This is a genomic window from Synechococcus sp. R5-15 (assembly GCF_047462035.1).
GTDB lineage: Bacteria > Cyanobacteriota > Cyanobacteriia > Thermostichales > Thermostichaceae > Thermostichus.
Map to the genome: position 1 here is coordinate 1 of NZ_JANSIK010000043.1, position 17,760 is coordinate 17,760.

Here is a 17,760-nt window from a genome sequence, read left to right on the forward strand (position 1 = left end):
TGCCAAACCGCCTAAAGCTCAGTAAATTCAGCAAAGTTCAGGGTTTTGGGGGTTAGAGGCATGCTCTTCTAAGGTGGGATTGGTGATGGCCAAAGCAGCCACTCCTCCCGCCAAAACCAGCCCGGAAAGCAAGGAAAAGACCTTCAGCATCGCAGCCTCCGAAACCGAATTCTTTATTCTGCTATAGGCTTGAGCCACCTCAACAGGGATCTTTCGGCAGAAGCCAAAGGACTCCGTCCTGCCTCTGGCGGGGTTGTTGCTATGGACAAGGGATCGCAATGCTGTTGCAATGGGAACGGCCAGGAACTGCCCCACAGAAGGGCTCCATCCCTTGATTGAGTTGCCGGCCCACAGGTTAGGATGGGATCCGACGCGCAAACAGCTTGCTGCTCTCTATGGAACTTGCCGATCTAAGACGCACCCTAGAATCGCTCACCTTGCGCCTGAGCAACGCTCAGGACTATCTTTGACCTGCCCCACTTGGAGCAACAGATTGCCATCCTAGAGCAAGAAGCCTCGCAGCCGCAGTTTTGGAATGATGTAGAGGCAGCCCGCCGCCACCTGCAAAAGCTCAACAGCCTCAAGGCCTCCTGGGATCAGGTGCACCGCTGGAAGGATCGCCTGGAAGATGCCGCCAGCGCCCTTGAGCTGCTCCAAGAAGAGCCCGATCCGGAACTCTTAGCCGAGACAGCGGGATCCCTGGCAGTGGTGGAGCGGGAGTTGGGCCAGTGGGAGCTACAGCAACTGCTCTCCGGCCCCTACGACAAAAACGGTGCCATCCTCACCATCACCGCCGGCGCAGGGGGAACCGACGCCCAGGACTGGGCGGAAATGCTCCTGAAAATGTACACCCGCTGGGCCGAAAACCAGGGCTACAAGGTCAGCCTCTCGGAATACTCCGAAGGTGCCGAAGCCGGCATCAAGTCCGCCACCCTGCTGATCGAAGGCCCCTACGCCTATGGGTATCTTTCTGCCGAGAAGGGCAACCACCGCATGGAGCGCATCAGCCCCTTCAACGCCAACGGCAAACGGCAAACCAGCTTTGCTGGCGTAGAGGTGATGCCGATTCTGGAAGAGGAAAGCGAGTATGAGCTGAAGATGGAAGATCTGGAGTTCGAGACCTCCCGCTCGGGTGGAGCAGGTGGCCAAAACGTGAACAAAGTGGAAACAGCGGTGCGGGTGATCCACAAGCCCACCGGCATTGCCGTGCGCTGCACCGAGGAGCGCTCCCAACTGCAAAACAAAGAGCGAGCCATCCAGATCTTGAAGGCCAAGCTGATCGAGATGGAAGAAGAAAAACGCAGACAAAAGCTGGCCGAGATTCGCGGCGAGATGGTGACTCAGGGCTTTGGGGGGCGTATTCGCACCTACACCTTCGATCCCTACAAGCTGATCAAAGATCACCGCACCAACGCCGAAACCTACAATGTCGAGGCCTTTATGAACGGCGAGCCGGAGGAGCTGATGCATTTTATCCAGGCCTATCTGCGGCAGGAATACGCCAAACAACAGGCCGCCGCAGTCTAGGGCCGGCTGTAGCGCTCCCACACCGCCTGCATGAGGGCAGCCCGCTCCTGGGCTGAGAGCTGGGTCAAGGTCAGGGGATCCCCTTCCTGGAAAAACTCCCCTACCCCCCATCCCACGGCCCGGGGAGAGGCGGTTTTGGCTTGCAGGGATCCCGCCCAAGCCAACCCGTGCCAGGCGCCGATGGGAGTCTCCAGCGCCGAAGAAAAGACCAGATCCAGGCCGGGATGGCGGCTGAGATACTCTCGCAGCGCAATGCAGGAGCCCACCAGAGACGGCTTCACCACCAGGATCCCTTTCCATCCTGACCGATGGATCGCTTGCAACTGCTCCAGGCAGGCCACCGATTCATCCAAAGCAACGGGGGTTTGGTACTGGCGGCTGAGCTCCACCAGATGGGAGTGCTGATTCGGCGGCAGAGGCTGCTCCAAAAACTCAATCTTGACCGGCGAGGCCTGGTTAAGCCGATCACAAACCATCAGCCACCGGTGGGCCTCCGCAAGCGTTAACCCCCCATTGGCATCCAAACGCAGATGGGATCCCGGCGGCAACCGCTCCAGCCATTGCTCCAGCTTCTCCAACTCCTGCTGCATGGGATCCCTCCCTACCTTGAGCTTGTACACCGACCGCGTGAGTGGGACGGAGTCCTTGTAGGAGTCCTTGTAAGATTCCGGCGGCAGGGTCTCCCCCAAAAGTTCACAGAAAGAGAGTAGAGAGAGATCCTTGTTCAACCAATCGGGATCCCGACAGGCCAGCCAAGCGCCTTCCAACCCAAACCGGCAGGCCGGTAGTGCTTCTGGGATCCCCAAAATATACGCCTCCGACAAAAGAGGGGGCAGCTGCCGACAAAACGCCAGAGCCTGCTCTAAGGTCTCGCTGCCAAACCAAGGGATGGGAGCAATTTCCCCATATCCCTGACAGCCTGTCTCCCGATCTGTAAGTCGGATCAGGATCCCTTCGCGCACGGACCACAGTCCGTGGTGGGTACGCAGGGGCCGCCGAAAGGGACGCCAGTAGGGGCAAAACGCAAAGGAAAACCGCTTTTCCAGCCGCCCAAGCGGCACGGATCCCTCTTTTTGGGTATCCCCTGCAGATGATCTGCTGTGCCTACCAGCCACAAAAAGCTCAAGCAAGATAAAGAAAGGAAAAACGCCAGTTTTCTCAGAGGGCTGCTATTCAGAAACGATCCCCATCGTTTTCTTGGACATCTCGAGATTGACCCACAATCGTGACCTCAATCCAGAGTTATGGTTACTTCAGGCCAGGGTGAGACACCTGGGCTACTGAAAAAAGCCTTCTGGCACAATGCATTATGCATTATTGCTCCGCAACGCTGACGCGACGACGCAACCAACGTTTTAGGTGTGGGTGCAGTGTCCTAGTTTGAATCGAAACGACCATAAAACACCGGCTCAACTTCTGCCAAGGCGGCTTCCGGCCCCACCAGAGCAATGGCCGAGTTGGTCAGGTAGGTTTTTGCGGCTTGGTGGAGCTGCTCTGGGGTGAGTTGCCTGACCCCCTGCAAATACTGCCGGTCAAACTCCATGCCCAAGCCCAAAATCTCGTACCAGCCCGCCAGTTGAGCCACCTGGGCATTGGTTTGTTTGCTGAGGGCATACTGGCCCAGAAGTTTGCGCTGCGCCATTTCCACCTCTGCCAGGTCGAGCGGATTGGCCTGCAGACGGTGGATTTCTGCTTGTAGGCGTTCCAGAGCCACCTGGGTGTTCTCTGCTGCAGTGCCCATGTAAACCCCAAAAGGGGCGGGATCCCGACGGGTGGCAAAAAAAGCCGAGACCTCATAGGCCAGGCCACAGCGCTCCCGCAGTTCCACGAACAGACGGCTGGACAGACCGCTCCCCAAGTAGGTGGCCAGCAACTTCAGGGCCGGATAATCCGCAGAAGCAGCAGGGGATCCGCGAAACCCAATCAAGATTGTTGTCTGCTGAGTGGGCTGGGGCAACCTCAGCAGTTGGGGATCCCTCAGAGGGGGCAGGGGAACATCCCGATCCTCTGGAGAGGGGCCGGGAACAACCCAGTCTCCCAAAGCCGCTTCCACCTGGGCAGCCATCTGCTCCGGCGGCTCTGGGCCGATCACCACCATCACCATTCCATTTGGACGACAGTAGGCCGCGTGATAGGCTACCAAATCCTCGCGGGTCAGGGATCCCACCGTTTCCAGCCGTCCCAACCCCGGCAGAGCGTAGGGATGATCCCCATAGAGGGCTTGTTGCACCTGCTCGAAAGCCAAGCTGAAGGGCCGTTCCTGTTGGGCGCGGATGGCCTGCAGCATCAACGCCTGCTCTCGCGCCACCTCCTCTTCAGGAAAACTGGGATCCCGCAGCGTCTCCGCAAGCAAATCCAGCAACTCCGGGAAATCGGCAGCCACACAGCGCAGGCTCACCTCGAAAGAGTCGGCAGAACTGTCCACCGATAGCGAGGCCCCCAGCGATTCCACCCGAGCAGCAATGGCCTGGGAGTTGCGCCGATGCGTGCCTTTGGTGAGGACAGCCGCCATCAAGTGGCTCACCCCCGCCTGTTGCGGTTGCTCTGCCCGGCTGCCGCCGCGGAAAAAACAGTGGGCAGCCAAGATCTCCACCGTTGGGTTCTGGCCCAGCAACAGCGTGATGCCATTGGCCAAAAGGACGCGCTGTAAACGGCCACGTTGGGTGGCAAGCAGAGCAGAGTTCATGCAGGCAAGGGATCCCGTCCAAAATCCGAAAGTCAAGAGTCCAGAGCGTCGAGGCAGCACTCACCGACAGGCCAGTTGCAGCTCCGAAGCCGCCGCTGTACCCAGGGCAGTCGGCTTGAGAACGGTGACTACATAAGCCTCCGGAGACAAGTACTGCTGGGCCAACTCCCGGATCTGAGCCGGAGTAAAGGATTGCACCAGCTCCAGGTACTCTTGAATGCGTTGCACCCCGCCCAACGTCTCGTAGTAGCCATAGATGCCCGCCAATTGGCTGGGGGACTCGGCGGAGAACAGGAACTCATGGGTGAGCATACGCCGGGTGCGATCCAACTCCGCTTGGCCGATGCCATCCTGCTGCAGCTTTTCGATCTCGTGCAGGATCGTCGCCTCCACCCGCGCTACATCCTCCGGCTCCAGCTGAGCGCCGATACAAAACAGTCCCCCCTCCTTCAGCACCAGCGAAGAACAGCCAATGGCCCTCACCCAGCCCCGCTGTTCCCGCAGCAGATGCACCAGCCGCGAAGTACGGCCATCTCCCAGCAGAGAAGCCAACATCTCCAGGCCACAGGCTTGTTGCCAATCGTCAATGCCAACGGTAGGCCAGGCCAATTTCAGACGGGCTTGCTCCAAGCGGGCATGGTCGCTCTCCCGGCGCAGGATCCCTTGGGGACGAGGCTGGGGCGGGATGGGGGGGCTGGCCGGTGCTGGCCCAGCAGCAGAGCTGCCAAACTGCTCCTCCACCAAGGCCAACGCCCGCTCGGGATCGATGCCACCCGTCACCACCACCGTCATGGATTCAGGCCGATACCAAGCGCGGTGGTAAGCGCGCATCACCTCAGGGGTCAGTTGCATCAAGCTTTCCGGTGTGCCCAACACCGGTCGTCCATAGGGATGCTCCCCATAGGCGGTCTGCATCAAAAGCTGATAGGCCGTGTAATCAGGGTTGTCGGCGGCGCGGCGAATTTCCTCCAGAACCACCTGCCGCTCCCGCTCAAACTCCAGATCTGGGATCCCGGCCCGCAAAACCACCTCTGCCAGGTAGGGCAGGGTATCCGCTAGGTCAGCAGCAGCCACCGTAATGTAGTAATGGGTGTAGTCTTGGCCGGTGGCAGCATTGGTAACTCCGCCCCGTCCTTCCACGGCCCAATCCAGCTCACCAGGGGCCAGCCGCTCGCTGCCCTTAAACACCATGTGTTCCAAAAAATGGGATAGGCCCAGCCACTCTGGCGGCTCATGGCGTCCGCCTGTCCGTACCCAGACATCAACGGTTACAGAATCGGCAATGGGGATGGGATGAAGGATAACGCCTAACCCGTTGCTCAGTCGGTGGGTGTAGGCGGGCAAAAGACGAGGAGAGCGGTTCAAAATTCTTAACTGATGGAGAACAGTCTTAATTGTAGATGGAGAGGGTCTCCCGGAAATAGTATCTGAGACTACTTTTCTTGGTCTTCTCTCCCCACCTTGCAGATCCCAACCCCTTTTGTGGTAGAGGGAGAACCTAGGTACCTTGGGCTGCTCCCTGTCCAGACATCCCCCTAAGGCTCATTGCGCAGATCCGGGGATCCCTGCCAAGCCAGACTGGGGGATCCCTCTCCGGCCAGATTGTCCTCCACCTGAAATCCAGGGGGCCATTCTTCGCTATCGCGCACCCGCTGCACCACCTCTTGGGGCAGCACGACCCCCAACTGCCGGGCAGCCATGGCCACCACATCCCCCCGGTCGATCAAGCCAGCAATGGCGCCGGCGGGCGTGAAAACCAAAATGCGGCGGGGTTCTGCCTGGCGCATCATCTGAATTACCTGGGGAATGGGGGTCTCTTCTCGTACCCCCTGCAGTTGCTCCATCGGCTTGAGAATAGCCTTGAGGGTGAGGCGATCCCACTGGCTGCGCTCGATGTCGTTGAGCAATTCTGGCCTGACCAGCCCACGGTAGCGGCCATCTTCCTCAGCAAAATAAACCTCCGCCGGTTGAGTTGGGGCTTCCGGCCTGAGAGAAGAAGGCACCAGATAGCGATCCACAAACTCCCGCAGGCTCATGTTCGCGTCCAAAACCCGAAACTGGCGGGTCATCACATCTGCAGCTTTCAGGCGGGCCAGCACCTGCTGCAGTTGCGCGTACTGGCTGTAGCGGCGGGCGGTGTTCAAAATAAACAGGCCGATCAACCCCACCCAGAGGCCGTTGAGGCTCCCCCAAAATACCACCAGCAGACCTAGCCCCACCAAACCCCAGCCCACCCCCTGGCCGGCTCGGGCCGCCCACAGCATACCCTTTTGCCGATCCCCTGTCCAACCCCAGATGGCCGCCTTGAGCATTTGCCCCCCATCCAGAGGCAGGCCCGGCAGCAGGTTAAACAGGGCAATCGTCAGGTTGATGGCAGCCAAGCTGGTGAGGGTTGAGGCCAGCATCGACTCCGGCACAGCCCAAGCCCGGGCCATGCTGAAGAGCACAAACAGACCCAAGCTGAGGAGAGGGCCTGCCACCGCCACGCAAAAAGCCCCAAGGGGGCGGGGAACTTCCCGCTCAATCGCCGCCATACCCCCAAAAATAAATAGGGTTATCGAGTTAACCCGTACCCCATAGGCGCGGGCCACCAAGCTGTGGGCCAACTCATGGGCCAGCAGAGAAAGAAACAACCCCATCGCCGTCAACACCCCGTAGGAGAGCACCAGCAGGAGGGCCGCCGGGAACCAGGTGTAGTCGATGAAAAAGGGGATCCCCCACAAGCTACCGATGCGCAGGCGACTGGTCATGACGATACAACTCCTTACACAGCTCTCACTGGGGAGAAGGCCCAGGAAGGTGCCGTTGAAGACGACAAGCAGCCCCTTAACTTGGGATCCCTCTCCTCCACTGTAGCCCTTCTGCCGGGCCTTCCGTTCCCTTGCGGCTCCCCCGGCAGACAGCGGGCCTGCCCTATCCCTAGAGGCTCTTAAAGATCTTCTCAGAGCACAACACTACCTACAACACCGGATCCCTGAAGATTGTGATAACGTGGTTGGGCATTGGGTCGGCGGGGTTGCCAACCGGCGCTCAAGAGTCGGAACTACCGAGCTTTGCAGAAGAGGTGTGGCTATGGTGTGGACTTCGTCCCGCTCAGGCGAACAGAGCAAAGAAGTACAGGGACTTGATCCCGCTGAAACGACGGGATCCCTGCCTCTGGGCGAGTTTCCGGCCACAGCCCCGGCGGCCAGCCCGGTGTTCTACCGCACCTACAGCCGTCGCCGCCCGGATGGCAGCCGCGAGACCTGGGGCGATGTCTGCGAGCGCACCTTGGCCGACATCGCCCGGCTGGGGCGCTTCACCCCTCAGGAGCGGGAGCTGGTAGAGCGCATGCAGCAGCAGTTGAAGGCGTTGATCTCCGGTCGAGCCTTGTGGGTGATGGGCACCGACTGGATCCAGAAGCCGGAAAACTTCTCCGGTGCCTACAACTGCACCAGTTTGGCGGTGGTGGACTGGCGGGCCTTTGGCCTGATGATGGATCTGGCCATGATGGGCTGCGGCACGGGAGCGGTGCTGGAACCCCAGTTCATCCGCCAGTTGCCCCCCATTGTCAACCGCCTGCAGGTTCACGTGAAGGGATCCATCGGCGCCACCCCTCCCGAAGAGCGGCAGGAACACACCCGCATCCAACGGCAGGGATCCCAGGTGCACATCCAGGTGGGGGACAGCCGCCGCGGCTGGGTGGAGTCCTACCAAGCGCTGCTGGAGCTGGCGTCGGATCCCAGCTTTGGGGGCCAGGTGGAAGTGACAGTGGACTTGAGCGATGTCCGCCCGGCTGGGGAGCGGCTGAAAGGGTTTGGGGGCGTAGCCAACCCCATTAAGCTGCCCGGCTTGTACGAGCGCTGTGCCGCCATCCTCAACAGAGCGGTAGGTCGGCAACTGAACTCGGTGGAGTGCTGTTTGCTCATCGACGAGGCGGCGGTGGTGGTGGTGGCGGGAAACATTCGTCGTAGCGCTGGCATTCGTCAGTTTGCTGCCGACGACCAGCTGGGATCCACCGCCAAAGACAACCTCTGGCAGCAGGACGAAAACGGCAACTGGAGAATTGATCCCGAGCGAGATGCCCTGCGCATGGCCAACCACACGCGGGTGTTTCACCGCAAGCCGACGCGGGAAGAATGTGTTGAGGCCGTGCGGAAGCAGTTTTACTCAGGCGAGGGGGCCATCCAGTGGGCCGGGGAAGCCGTAGCACGGGCCAATTGCGACCTTATCCCACCCGACCTAAAACCCGACTTTCTCAAAGCCTATGAGGCAGGAACGGCCCGAGAATGGCTAAAGGGACGGGATCCCTCCCTAGGGGAAGAGGAACTTCAGGATCGCCTGTGGCGCTATGGGCTGAATCCCTGCGTGACAGCCGATACCTGGGTGCACACGGGCGATGGGCCGCGCCAGGTGAGAGACCTGATTGGGAAGCAGCACAGCACCTATGTCAATGGAGAACTATTCAGTACCACACCGGAGGGGTTCTTCTACTCCGGTACCAAGCCTGTGCTGAAGCTTTTGACCAAGGAAGGGTTCTCTCTGCGGCTGACAGGCAACCATCGGGTTCTCAAAGTCACCGCTCAAACCCAAAAGGCACAATACACCGAGTGGGTACCGGCAGAAAGCCTACAACCGGGCGACCGCATCCTGCTGCACAACCATCGCGATCTCACCCCGTGGGATGGGGCGGGTACCTGGGAAGAAGGCTGGCTTTTGGGGAATTTGCTGGGTGACGGTAGCCTTACGGCAACCCCGTGGAACGACACGGCTTTATTACGCTATTGGCAAGATACCCAAGCCGAAATGAGCCAGTATGCGATTCAGCTTTTGCAAACGGCAGTGGGTTACGAGCCCCGCCAGCCAGAGGCATATCACTATGCGCAGCTTGGGTTGCGGGTTATCGGCTCCAGGGGGTTGGCAAAACTGGCGGCCCAGTTCGGCATGAGGCCCGGACAAAAGCAGATGACAGAGGCGCTCGAAGCCACCAGCTTCCAGTTTCATCGAGGCTTCTTGTGCGGGCTCTTTGATGCGGATGGCAGCGTGCAAGGTAATCAGGAGAAAGGGGTTAGCGTGCGGCTCTCTCAAAGCCATCTGGGTACCCTCAAAGCGGTTCAGCGCATGCTGGCGCGGCTGGGCATCATTGCAGTTTTGTATGAGAATCGCCGTCCTGCTGGATATCGCCTGCTGCCGAACAGTGCTCGCCAACCTGCACCATACGCTTGCAAAGCCCAGCACGAATTGGTTATTGCCAACGACAACTTGCATCTGTTCCAGGAATGGGTCGGCTTTCGGGAACCGCACAAAGCCCAAAAGCTAGAGGCACTGCTGAATGGCTACAAGCGCCAGCTCAACCGAGAGCGGTTTGCTGTGACGGTTGCTGCCCTTGAGGCAGACGGGGTAGAGCCGGTGTATGACTGTACTGTCCCCGGCCCAGCGTGCTTTGATGCCAATGGGTTTGTTGTCCACAACTGTGGCGAGATTATTGGCCACACATTCCATTGCAACTTGGCCGAGATCCACCTCAACCGTTTGGATCCCCACAACCGGCAGGAGCAGGAAGACGCCTTTACAGCGGGAGCTCTCACGGTGGCAGCCCTACTCCACCACCACTTTGTGGAACCTCGCTTCCAGCGCTCGCGGGAATGGGATCCCATCGTCGGCGTCTCGTTCACAGGCCTGTTCGACTTTTGCGTCAAAGCCTTTGGGGTTGAATGGCTGCGCTGGTGGCAGGAAGGGAGACCCGATACCCCCATCGGGAAGGAATTCAAGCAGCAGGAGCGGGAATACCTCAGCCGCTGGAAGGAGATCGTCCACCGCGTGGTGTGGGACTACTGCGATCGCCACGGCCTGCGCCGCCCCAACCGCTGCACCACGGTTCAGCCCGCCGGCACCAAGTCGCTGCTCACCAACGCCTCTCCCGGTTGGCACCCGCCCAAGGCCCAACGCTATATCCGCCGCATTACCTTCGCCAAAAATGACCCGGTGGCGCTGGCCTGTCTGGACTATGGCTACTCGGTGGTACCTGCCCAGGCGGACAAAGATGAAAACGGGAACTTGCTCAACGACCCCTTTGATCCCCGCTGTACCGAATGGCTGGTGGAACTGCCTGTGGAAGTAGAATGGGCCAACCTGCCCGGTGCTGGCCAGATCGAGATCGAGCAATTCTCGGCCCTGGCCCAGTTTGACTTCTATATGCAGGTTCAGAAGTACTACACCACCCACAACACCTCCGCCACCATCGAGCTGCGGGAGGACGAGGTGGAAGCTCTGGGATCCCGTATCTACGAAGCCATCCGCGACGACGAGGGCTACATCAGCGCAGCGCTGCTGGCCCGCTTCGATGCCCCCTTCCCCCGCCTGCCTTTTGAGAAAATCGACAAGCCCACCTACGAACGACTGGTGGCCGAGGTCAAAAAGAGACGGCGGACAGATAACTTCTTCGCGGCCCTGGCCCGCTACGACCGCAACTTTACCTTGGCAGCAGAGGGACCGGCAGGGTGTGACGCTCTGGGGTGTCTGTTGCCAGATTCGGCGCCTCAGAGCTAGTTCCCCAAAAGGGTTCCCCCTGCTGCCGACCAACCCCATCGGATGCAAAGGCGCGACCGAGCTCCCTGCTGTGATACCTTTGTAGGGATTCCTCACAACCCCAGGGATCCCTTCTGCCCTTGGAATCGGCCCCATGCAAGACGAAAAAGACACGCTTCGCCAACAGCTTCTCACCCTGCAAAGCGAGGCCCTCGCCCAAGTGGAACAAGCTGACGGTCTGGAGGCTCTGGAACAGATCCGCATCGACTACCTGGGCAAGAAAGGTAAGCTCTCCAAAATCTTGGGGGGAATGGGGAAGCTGCCCCCAGAAGAACGGCCTGCCATTGGCGCTTTGGCCAACACCTTTAAAGAGGCCCTCCAATCCAGTCTGGAGCAGCGCAAACAGGCCCTTGGTGAAGCTCAACTGCTGGCCCGCCTAGAAGCAGAGCGCCTGGATGTCACTATGCCCGGGCCCCGTCGGCCTCTGGGGCGGATCCATCCGCTGCAGGCCACCATCGACCGCATGCTCGATATCTTTGTGGGAATGGGCTACACCGTGGTGCATGGGCCTGAGCTCGAGACGGAGTACTACAACTTCGAGGCCCTCAACACCCCTGCCGACCATCCGGCGCGGGATATGCAGGATACCCTCTACCTGGCCAATGGCTACCTGATGCGTACCCAAACCTCCTCGGTGCAGGTGCGCTACATGGAGCAACACCAGCCGCCGCTGCGCATTGTGCATGCCGGTCGGGTGATGCGCCGCGATACCGTGGATGCCACCCACTCCGCCGTGTTTCACCAGATGGAAATTTTGGCGGTGGGCGAGAACCTCACCTTTTCCGACCTGAAGGGCACCCTCAACACTTTCATCACCCGCCTATTGGGCAAGCGAGAAACCCGCTTTCGGCCCAGCTATTTTCCCTTTACCGAGCCTTCTGCTGAGATGGACGTGCGCTTTGGCTCGAAATGGCTGGAAATCTTCGGCTGCGGCATGGTGGATCCCAATGTATTTCAAGCGGTGGGCTACGACCCGGAGCGCTACACCGGATTTGCGGCAGGGATCGGCATTGAGCGGATGGCCATGCTCCTCCACGGCATTCAGGATATCCGCCTGTTTTATACCAGCGACCTGCGCTTTCTGTCTCAGTTTTAGGTGGCTATCTTATCTGAGGAACAAAACCCTCGTCCTGAGCCCTGCAAGACCTTCAGAAAACCCTCTGTCAGGAAAAGGTTTGCTTGTAGATCAACTGCAATTGTTCTAGCTCATCTTGGCGGGCAGCACGGCGCAGCAGGCGCATTTGCTCTTCGATGAGCTGGCGAGCCTCATTACGGCTAATCGGATCGAAGACCAACTCCTCCATGGCAGCAGGATCCCCGCTGTTATCCGGCGGCCTGAAGTAAACCCGAAAAAAGAGCCTTTGGGCGTAGAGAGTGGTGAAGAGAGCCTGATTTTCGTCGACCTGACACAGGCTGTAGAGCAGACCAAATGTGGGGTGATTCAGATACAACTCATTCATGCCCAATAGCGTATCACTCTTGGGGGAGAGGAGAGACTTTTCTTCCCGGTCGGTGCCAGAGAAAGTTCTGGAAATGATGTGGCTATGGCTCTTGAGACCAAGGGCTTAAATCACAAGTTCCGCCCAGCTCGATTTTGGCTGTTGCGACTGGATTCAACATTAGCAAACTAACAAGATTTTGGGTCAGGCTGTTACCGCCGCTGCTGTTCCCGCACCTTCCTCTTCGTGTCATTCAATTCGTTTTCCACCTCTAGCTGACGAAATTGCTCTTCCAATTCATCCCAAGCCTCGAAAGGTTTTCCCCAAGGGCTGAAATTCCGGTCCGGGTTGTCGATGCCTTTGGCTTGCGCGGCTCTTACCTCCTGCAGCTTAGCCTTCACTTCTTGGCGGCGCTGGCGAATTTGCGGCAGCAGCGCTTCCATTTGTTGGATTTTCTCCTTTTGGGCCTTCATTTGACTCCATAGCTGGCTGCCCCTCTCCAACAGCTCAGCCTCCCGGCGTCGCGCTCCTTCGGCTAGATCGGGGCGATTGGCCCGCTGCGCCTTCTCAATGCGAAAGTGCCAGGTTTTGATCTCCTCAGCCAAGTTGAGAATGCTTTTTTGGAGAGCTTCCTCTTGGGCGCGGCTTTCCTGCAACAGCCGCAGGGTATCGGATTCCTGCTGGCGCAACTGCTCATCGAGGGCTTGCAGCTCGATCTCAGGGTGGGCCCTGAGAAATTCTTCCAGGCGGGTTTCCAAAAACCGGATGATATCTTCGATCAGTTTCATGGACGGATCCTCTTCCCAAGCCCTCAGTTGCGTTTAGAGTAGCCCAAGCTGGGCCATCCTAGATAGGGTTATCCCATGCCCGTTTAAGACATTCCCTTCGACCTTCACCCAAAGTGAGGCCAGGGATCCATCCGGCACGCCAGTTCACCGCAACTGGGAACTCTCCTGAACCCAACTGCCCCCAGGCGGATCCCTCTCAATCCAGCAAACGGCCATCCCCAACCCGGATAATGCGCTGGGCGGCCTGGGCTACTTCAAGGTCATGGGTGACCACGACCAGGGTGATGCCCTGCCGGTGGAGCTCCGCAAAAAGGTTCAGCACTTCCTGGCCGGTATGGCTATCCAGAGCCCCAGTCGGCTCATCAGCCAGCAACAGTTGGGGTCGGTTGACAATGGCACGAGCAATCGCCACCCGCTGCTGCTGGCCGCCGGAGAGTTGGGCCGGACGCTGCTGCAGTTTGCTCCCCAAGCCCACTTGTTCTAGGGCTTGCTTGGCCCGCCGGCGTTGCTCCGGCTCCGGGATCCCAGCATAGGCCAAGGGCAGCATGACGTTCTCCAGCGCTGTCAGGACGGGCAGGAGATGGAACTGCTGGAAGACAAAGCCGATTTTTTGGTTGCGAATGTGGGCCAAATCGCGATCGGTCAGGGTGGAAACTTCCACCCCATCCAGCCAGTAGCGCCCTGAGCTGGGCCGATCCAAGCAGCCGATGAGGTTCATCAGGGTGGATTTGCCGGATCCAGAGGGCCCCATAATGGCGCAATACTCTCCCGGCTGGATCGCCAAGTCGATATCGTAGAGGGCCTGAAAACTGCCCTCCGGCAGTGGATAGACTTTGTTCACCCCAACCATCTGCACTACGGGCGGGCTGGCCGCAGCCAAGGCCTCGGCTGGGCGCTCCAGGGATCCGACCGGCCCACGGCGATGATTTGCCCAGGAATCTTGCTCAAGCATGGTTGGCACCGCGACTTGCCCCATTCTAGCCTTTGGGCTTCCCTGGCTTGACGGCTAACCGGAAGAGCGGATCTCCTGCGGCTGATGGTAGGGGCAGCTCCCCTGGGGATCCACCCTGAGGCGGTAGAGGGGAGAGCGTTCCTGATCGCAGCGAAAGGCTTGGGCTTGGGAAGTCAAGATCTGGCGGGCAAAGCGACAATTTTGGCACTTTTTGCCACCGTGATGACTGGATACAGAAGGCTGTTTTGGACGCGGCACGATCCCTGCTGGAGAAGGGGCAGCCTCTGCCGGGCGGATCAGCTCCCGTGGAGAAAGGCCGCGCAGCACCAGTTCGGATCCCTGCCAGCGGGCTTCCACCAGGCCGGTATCGGCCCAGGCCAGCCAACGGGGATCCTGGGTGATCTGGGGCGGCAGACGCACCTGTACCCCCGCCAAAGTCCGCGGCGACCCCTGCTCCTGCCAAACTTCTTCCACCTCCCCCTCATAGCGCAAAGGGGGATCCCTGATCTCGGCGGGGGAACCGGCCTTCAGCTCCGCGAGCCTAACTGGGGTTTGTAGGTGCCCATCGGGCAACTCCAGCCAATGCCCAGGCTGAGGGCAGTGGACATGGTAGCGATTGCACAGCTCCGGCAGATCCGCCAGATCCTGAGCCTGCTTGGGGTCGGCGTGAACCAAGACCAAATGCTGGGGGCGAAAGGTGTGGATGATCTGGGTGAGATGCCCGACATCGTTGTGGCTGTGCCAGGTTATCCATTCAACGGCAATGCGGGAGCGCAGCGGCGCCGGCCAACGCTCAAACGGGGTGGCCAGCTCCACTTCCGGCAGCCGCACCAGCAGACAGGAGCGCTGCGGTTGGGCCAACAACCTCGACCAAATTGGATCCCAAGCCTCAGGCCCGGCATCGGCGTCGCACAGCAGCAAGCCTTGGGGCAGAGGATCCGCTTCGGTAAGGGGCTGAACCCGCGGCTGCAGGCGGTCTTCCCAGAACAAGGGCTGGTAGGTGGCGAAATTGCGCACCGGCTCCGGCAGGTAGGTGAGCAAGCGCTCGTAGAGATTGCAGCCTGCCGCCAGCCCCGGCGCCACCCATATCTTGAGCTCTTGGGAGGCTTGGGTAAAGCGGTGGTGGGCTTTGAGGAGAAAGATCAGCTCCTGCCCCAACCCCAACACTGGCAGGGGAAACAGCACCGTTTGCCCCGCTTCCAAGGCGCTGAGCAACCGCTCCACCAGGCGATTTTCCAGGTGACGACGGGGTGGATGGCGGGTGGATCCCAGCGAAGCCTCGATGAGCAACACGTCCGGCTGCCAGTGGCGCAAAGCAATGAGATCCAAGCCGGGGGCAAAGCGAGTTGAGGCCAGGGAACAGTCGCCCGTGTACACGCAGGCTTGGGCCGGAGTGGTTTGGGTATTTTGCAGCAGGGTTGCCGCCGCTCCCGGCAGATGCCCAGCCGCAAAGAAAGTGAGCATCAGATGGGGCAAAATCTCTCGCGCCCGGCCCAAAGGCAGCGCCCGAAAGGGGGGAAAGCGAATGTCCCGGTCGTAGCCTGGCCAAACGCCACACTCCCACAGACCAGCGGCCAAATGAGCAGTCACCGGCGTGGCGTAGAGAGGTACCTGAGGGTAACGACGATGAAAAGCAGGTAGCCCTTGCACATGGTCAAAGTGAGCATGGCTGCAGATTACCGCATCCGGGATCCCTGGCAGAGCCTTAAAGAGGGCAGGAGCGGGCAACCCGCAATCGAGAAGCAAACGGTGGGATCCCATCTCCAGCCAATAGGCACAGCCCTGTTGACGGGGATCCGTACCCAGGGGGAGCAGTCGAAGGGGGGGTCTCTCTGACTCCACAGGTGTGTCGTTCTGAACCTAGAAGACCGCGTTCAATCCTGCAAACAGGAGGGGCGACTTGGCCAGGGATCCCCCCTCTCCACCGGTACACCTCCCCGGAGAGTTGGAGACAACCTGTGCCGATCCACTTATCCTACACTTCTCACAGCATAGCGTTTGCCCACCATCTGCCGCGGCAGCCTGCCATTTCATCCATGCAGCAGCTGAATGGATGTGGGGATTTGGTTTTGCGATGAACTTGTCTTGGCTTGGCAGCCTATGGGTCGGCGCTCTCTTCTGTCGCCGCAGCGGCGCTGCTGCTGGGAAAAGCAAAGCCGGCAAAATCGTGATCGTCGGGGCGCACCGTCAGGATCATCAGGTTGTAGAAGGCCCAGACCAAGCCAAACAGCAGCTCAGGCCAAGAGGGATCCCAACTGCCGGCAAAACGCAGGGATCCCACCCCCATAGCCAGAAAAGTCAGCACAATAGCCAGAGCCTGAGGTCCTAAGGAGAGCTGGGAAGGCTGCTCGGGATAGGGGGGCACTCCCTGCAGACTTTGCACCAGCGCCTGGATGGACTGAAAAAACTGGCTGCCCGTCTGCCGTTCCGACTGCCAAGCTGCCCCCCACAAATGCGGGGGAAAGGCCAAGAGCCAACTGATGCGCCCCAGGAGAGCATAAGGCAAAAACCACGCGAAGAAGACCCGGTCAAAGGCCGGCACCGGCATCCACCCCGTGCAGAGAAAGACCATCGGCACCGCCAAGTAGACCAGCTCCGCCATCCCACCGGCAGCCCAGAGGGCCAGCCACAGGTATTGAAAGCGCTGCTGCTGCGTGGTCGGCTTGCCCCAGAAGGGATTTTCCCTCAAGGCCGAAAACAAAGCCAGCAAAGCAACGCGGCGGTTGCGCAAGGGCAACAAAACACCCGTAACCTGGGTTTGGCGAACCAATTGAGATTGCCAGCCACGGCAGTGCATCTGACACCCCAACTGCACAGGGCGGCGAATGTCGATCTGCGGGATCCCTTCCAAAGCCTTGCGCCGGATGAGACAGCCAGAACCCAACAGGGGTGCCGCCTGATACCCTTCGGATCCCACCGCCAAGAGCTGCTGCAGTGGGTGAACGGCTCTGGGCTGGCCTAGGGTGCGCAGCATTGCCTGCACAAAGCCAGTTCGGTTGACAATTGGAGCCCGCTCCGGCGAGTCGTAAAAGTGAGGCAAGGTCTGCCACAGGAAGTCCGGCTCAAGAAAATGGCCCGGCTGCACCAGGAGCAGATACTCCCCTTGGATGTGAGGGGATCCCATCGCGTAAGCCAGGGGGTCGGTTGTGGGGCTAGGGCAGGCCCAGTATTCGCAGGGAATGGCCCGCGCCGCCTTGGCCATCTCCTCATCTTCTACCCGATCCACAATGTGGACAAACAACCGCTCCCACGGGTAGTCGAGGTGCAGAGCCGAAAGCACTGTTTGCCGGGTTGCCTCTACGGAATCCCACTGGCGCATCACCAGCACATCCACTCGCGGCAATTGGAAAAACGACCGCCGCAGAACCTCCGGGGATGGGAGCGTCTCTCTCGGCACCTGGGGATAGCGGCTGAGGGTGAAGCCCACCGCTGCCAGCCAAACATACAGCTCTGCCCCCCAAAACAAAAGGGATCCCAAATCCATCAGCCCGGCTGTCAGTCGCCAGTAGAGGTACATCACCCCGGCAATGAGGTGAAGCAACCCTGCCCAGCGAAACAAATACACCCGCATCAGCTTTCTGCCTTCCACGCTTTTGCCATTTTCGCCCTCGAAGGGGCAGGGATCCCTAGCTCCTCTTCTCTTCCGGCTGGCCCCAATCCTCAAGAACGAAAAAAGTTCAGGAATCAGCAACAGCAAAACCCTGTCTGCTCTGGAGCAGACAGTTTTCAGCCCGGCAAGCAGCTTGGTCGACAGAAGCGAGAATCTTCTCTTGCGGAAGAAACTCTCCCAGGCAGTTTCAA

13 protein-coding genes are annotated in these 17,760 nt (G+C 59.7%); 3 read left to right on the plus strand and 10 right to left on the minus strand.

Annotation, left to right across the window (positions count from 1 at the left end; translation table 11 throughout):
• Nucleotides 1-27 precede the first annotated feature (27 nt).
• The gene (locus NW839_RS04415) at nucleotides 28-150 is read right to left on the minus strand and encodes a hypothetical protein (protein WP_414349965.1); all 123 of its coding nucleotides are present in this window, start codon (nucleotides 148-150) and stop codon (nucleotides 28-30) included.
• A gap of 245 nt (nucleotides 151-395) precedes the next feature.
• Between NW839_RS04415 and prfB the strand changes: the two genes are divergently transcribed.
• A protein-coding gene (prfB, locus tag NW839_RS04420) for a peptide chain release factor 2 (RefSeq protein WP_414344353.1) occupies nucleotides 396-1,527 on the plus strand; the annotation gives its coding sequence in 2 pieces (ribosomal slippage) (nucleotides 396-467 and nucleotides 469-1,527; 1,131 coding nt in all).
• On the opposite strand, the gene NW839_RS04425 is transcribed toward prfB, so the two are convergent.
• The 4 genes from NW839_RS04425 to NW839_RS04440 form a co-directional block, all read right to left on the minus strand.
• Complete coding sequence (locus NW839_RS04425) at nucleotides 1,524-2,588, minus strand: o-succinylbenzoate synthase (RefSeq protein WP_414349966.1); 1,065 nt, start codon at nucleotides 2,586-2,588, stop codon at nucleotides 1,524-1,526. The genes prfB and NW839_RS04425 overlap by 4 nt on opposite strands.
• A gap of 314 nt (nucleotides 2,589-2,902) precedes the next feature.
• Nucleotides 2,903-4,213 carry a M16 family metallopeptidase gene (locus NW839_RS04430; protein WP_414349967.1) on the minus strand — a complete coding sequence of 437 codons (1,311 nt, stop codon included), beginning with the start codon at nucleotides 4,211-4,213 and terminating at the stop codon, nucleotides 2,903-2,905.
• Between the two features lie 60 nt (nucleotides 4,214-4,273).
• Nucleotides 4,274-5,578 (minus strand): M16 family metallopeptidase, encoded by a 1,305-nt coding sequence (locus NW839_RS04435; RefSeq protein WP_414349968.1) that lies wholly within the window; start codon nucleotides 5,576-5,578, stop codon nucleotides 4,274-4,276.
• A 170-nt stretch (nucleotides 5,579-5,748) separates the two neighbouring features.
• The gene (locus NW839_RS04440; protein ID WP_414349969.1) at nucleotides 5,749-6,963 is read right to left on the minus strand and encodes a site-2 protease family protein; all 1,215 of its coding nucleotides are present in this window, start codon (nucleotides 6,961-6,963) and stop codon (nucleotides 5,749-5,751) included.
• Nucleotides 6,964-7,285: 322 nt separating this feature from the next.
• Between NW839_RS04440 and nrdJ the strand changes: the two genes are divergently transcribed.
• Both nrdJ and pheS read left to right on the plus strand, forming a co-directional pair.
• Complete coding sequence (gene nrdJ, locus NW839_RS04445; protein WP_414349970.1) at nucleotides 7,286-10,741, plus strand: ribonucleoside-triphosphate reductase, adenosylcobalamin-dependent; 3,456 nt, start codon at nucleotides 7,286-7,288, stop codon at nucleotides 10,739-10,741.
• A 133-nt stretch (nucleotides 10,742-10,874) separates the two neighbouring features.
• Nucleotides 10,875-11,876, plus strand: coding sequence for a phenylalanine--tRNA ligase subunit alpha (gene pheS / locus NW839_RS04450; protein WP_011432376.1), 1,002 nt, complete (start codon nucleotides 10,875-10,877; stop codon nucleotides 11,874-11,876).
• 67 nt (nucleotides 11,877-11,943) lie between these two features.
• Here pheS and NW839_RS04455 read toward each other — a convergent pair whose 3' ends face one another.
• The 5 genes from NW839_RS04455 to NW839_RS04475 form a co-directional block, all read right to left on the minus strand.
• Nucleotides 11,944-12,240 carry a PipX family protein gene (locus NW839_RS04455; RefSeq protein ID WP_011432377.1) on the minus strand — a complete coding sequence of 99 codons (297 nt, stop codon included), beginning with the start codon at nucleotides 12,238-12,240 and terminating at the stop codon, nucleotides 11,944-11,946.
• Between the two features lie 191 nt (nucleotides 12,241-12,431).
• Complete coding sequence (locus tag NW839_RS04460) at nucleotides 12,432-13,007, minus strand: TIGR04376 family protein (protein WP_011432378.1); 576 nt, start codon at nucleotides 13,005-13,007, stop codon at nucleotides 12,432-12,434.
• Between the two features lie 196 nt (nucleotides 13,008-13,203).
• Complete coding sequence (locus NW839_RS04465) at nucleotides 13,204-13,959, minus strand: ABC transporter ATP-binding protein (RefSeq protein ID WP_011432379.1); 756 nt, start codon at nucleotides 13,957-13,959, stop codon at nucleotides 13,204-13,206.
• A 54-nt stretch (nucleotides 13,960-14,013) separates the two neighbouring features.
• Nucleotides 14,014-15,801 (minus strand): MBL fold metallo-hydrolase, encoded by a 1,788-nt coding sequence (locus NW839_RS04470; protein WP_414349971.1) that lies wholly within the window; start codon nucleotides 15,799-15,801, stop codon nucleotides 14,014-14,016.
• 256 nt (nucleotides 15,802-16,057) lie between these two features.
• Entirely contained in the window at nucleotides 16,058-17,548 is a 1,491-nt protein-coding gene (locus tag NW839_RS04475; protein WP_414349972.1) for a cellulose synthase, read from the minus strand.
• Nucleotides 17,549-17,760 lie beyond the last annotated feature (212 nt).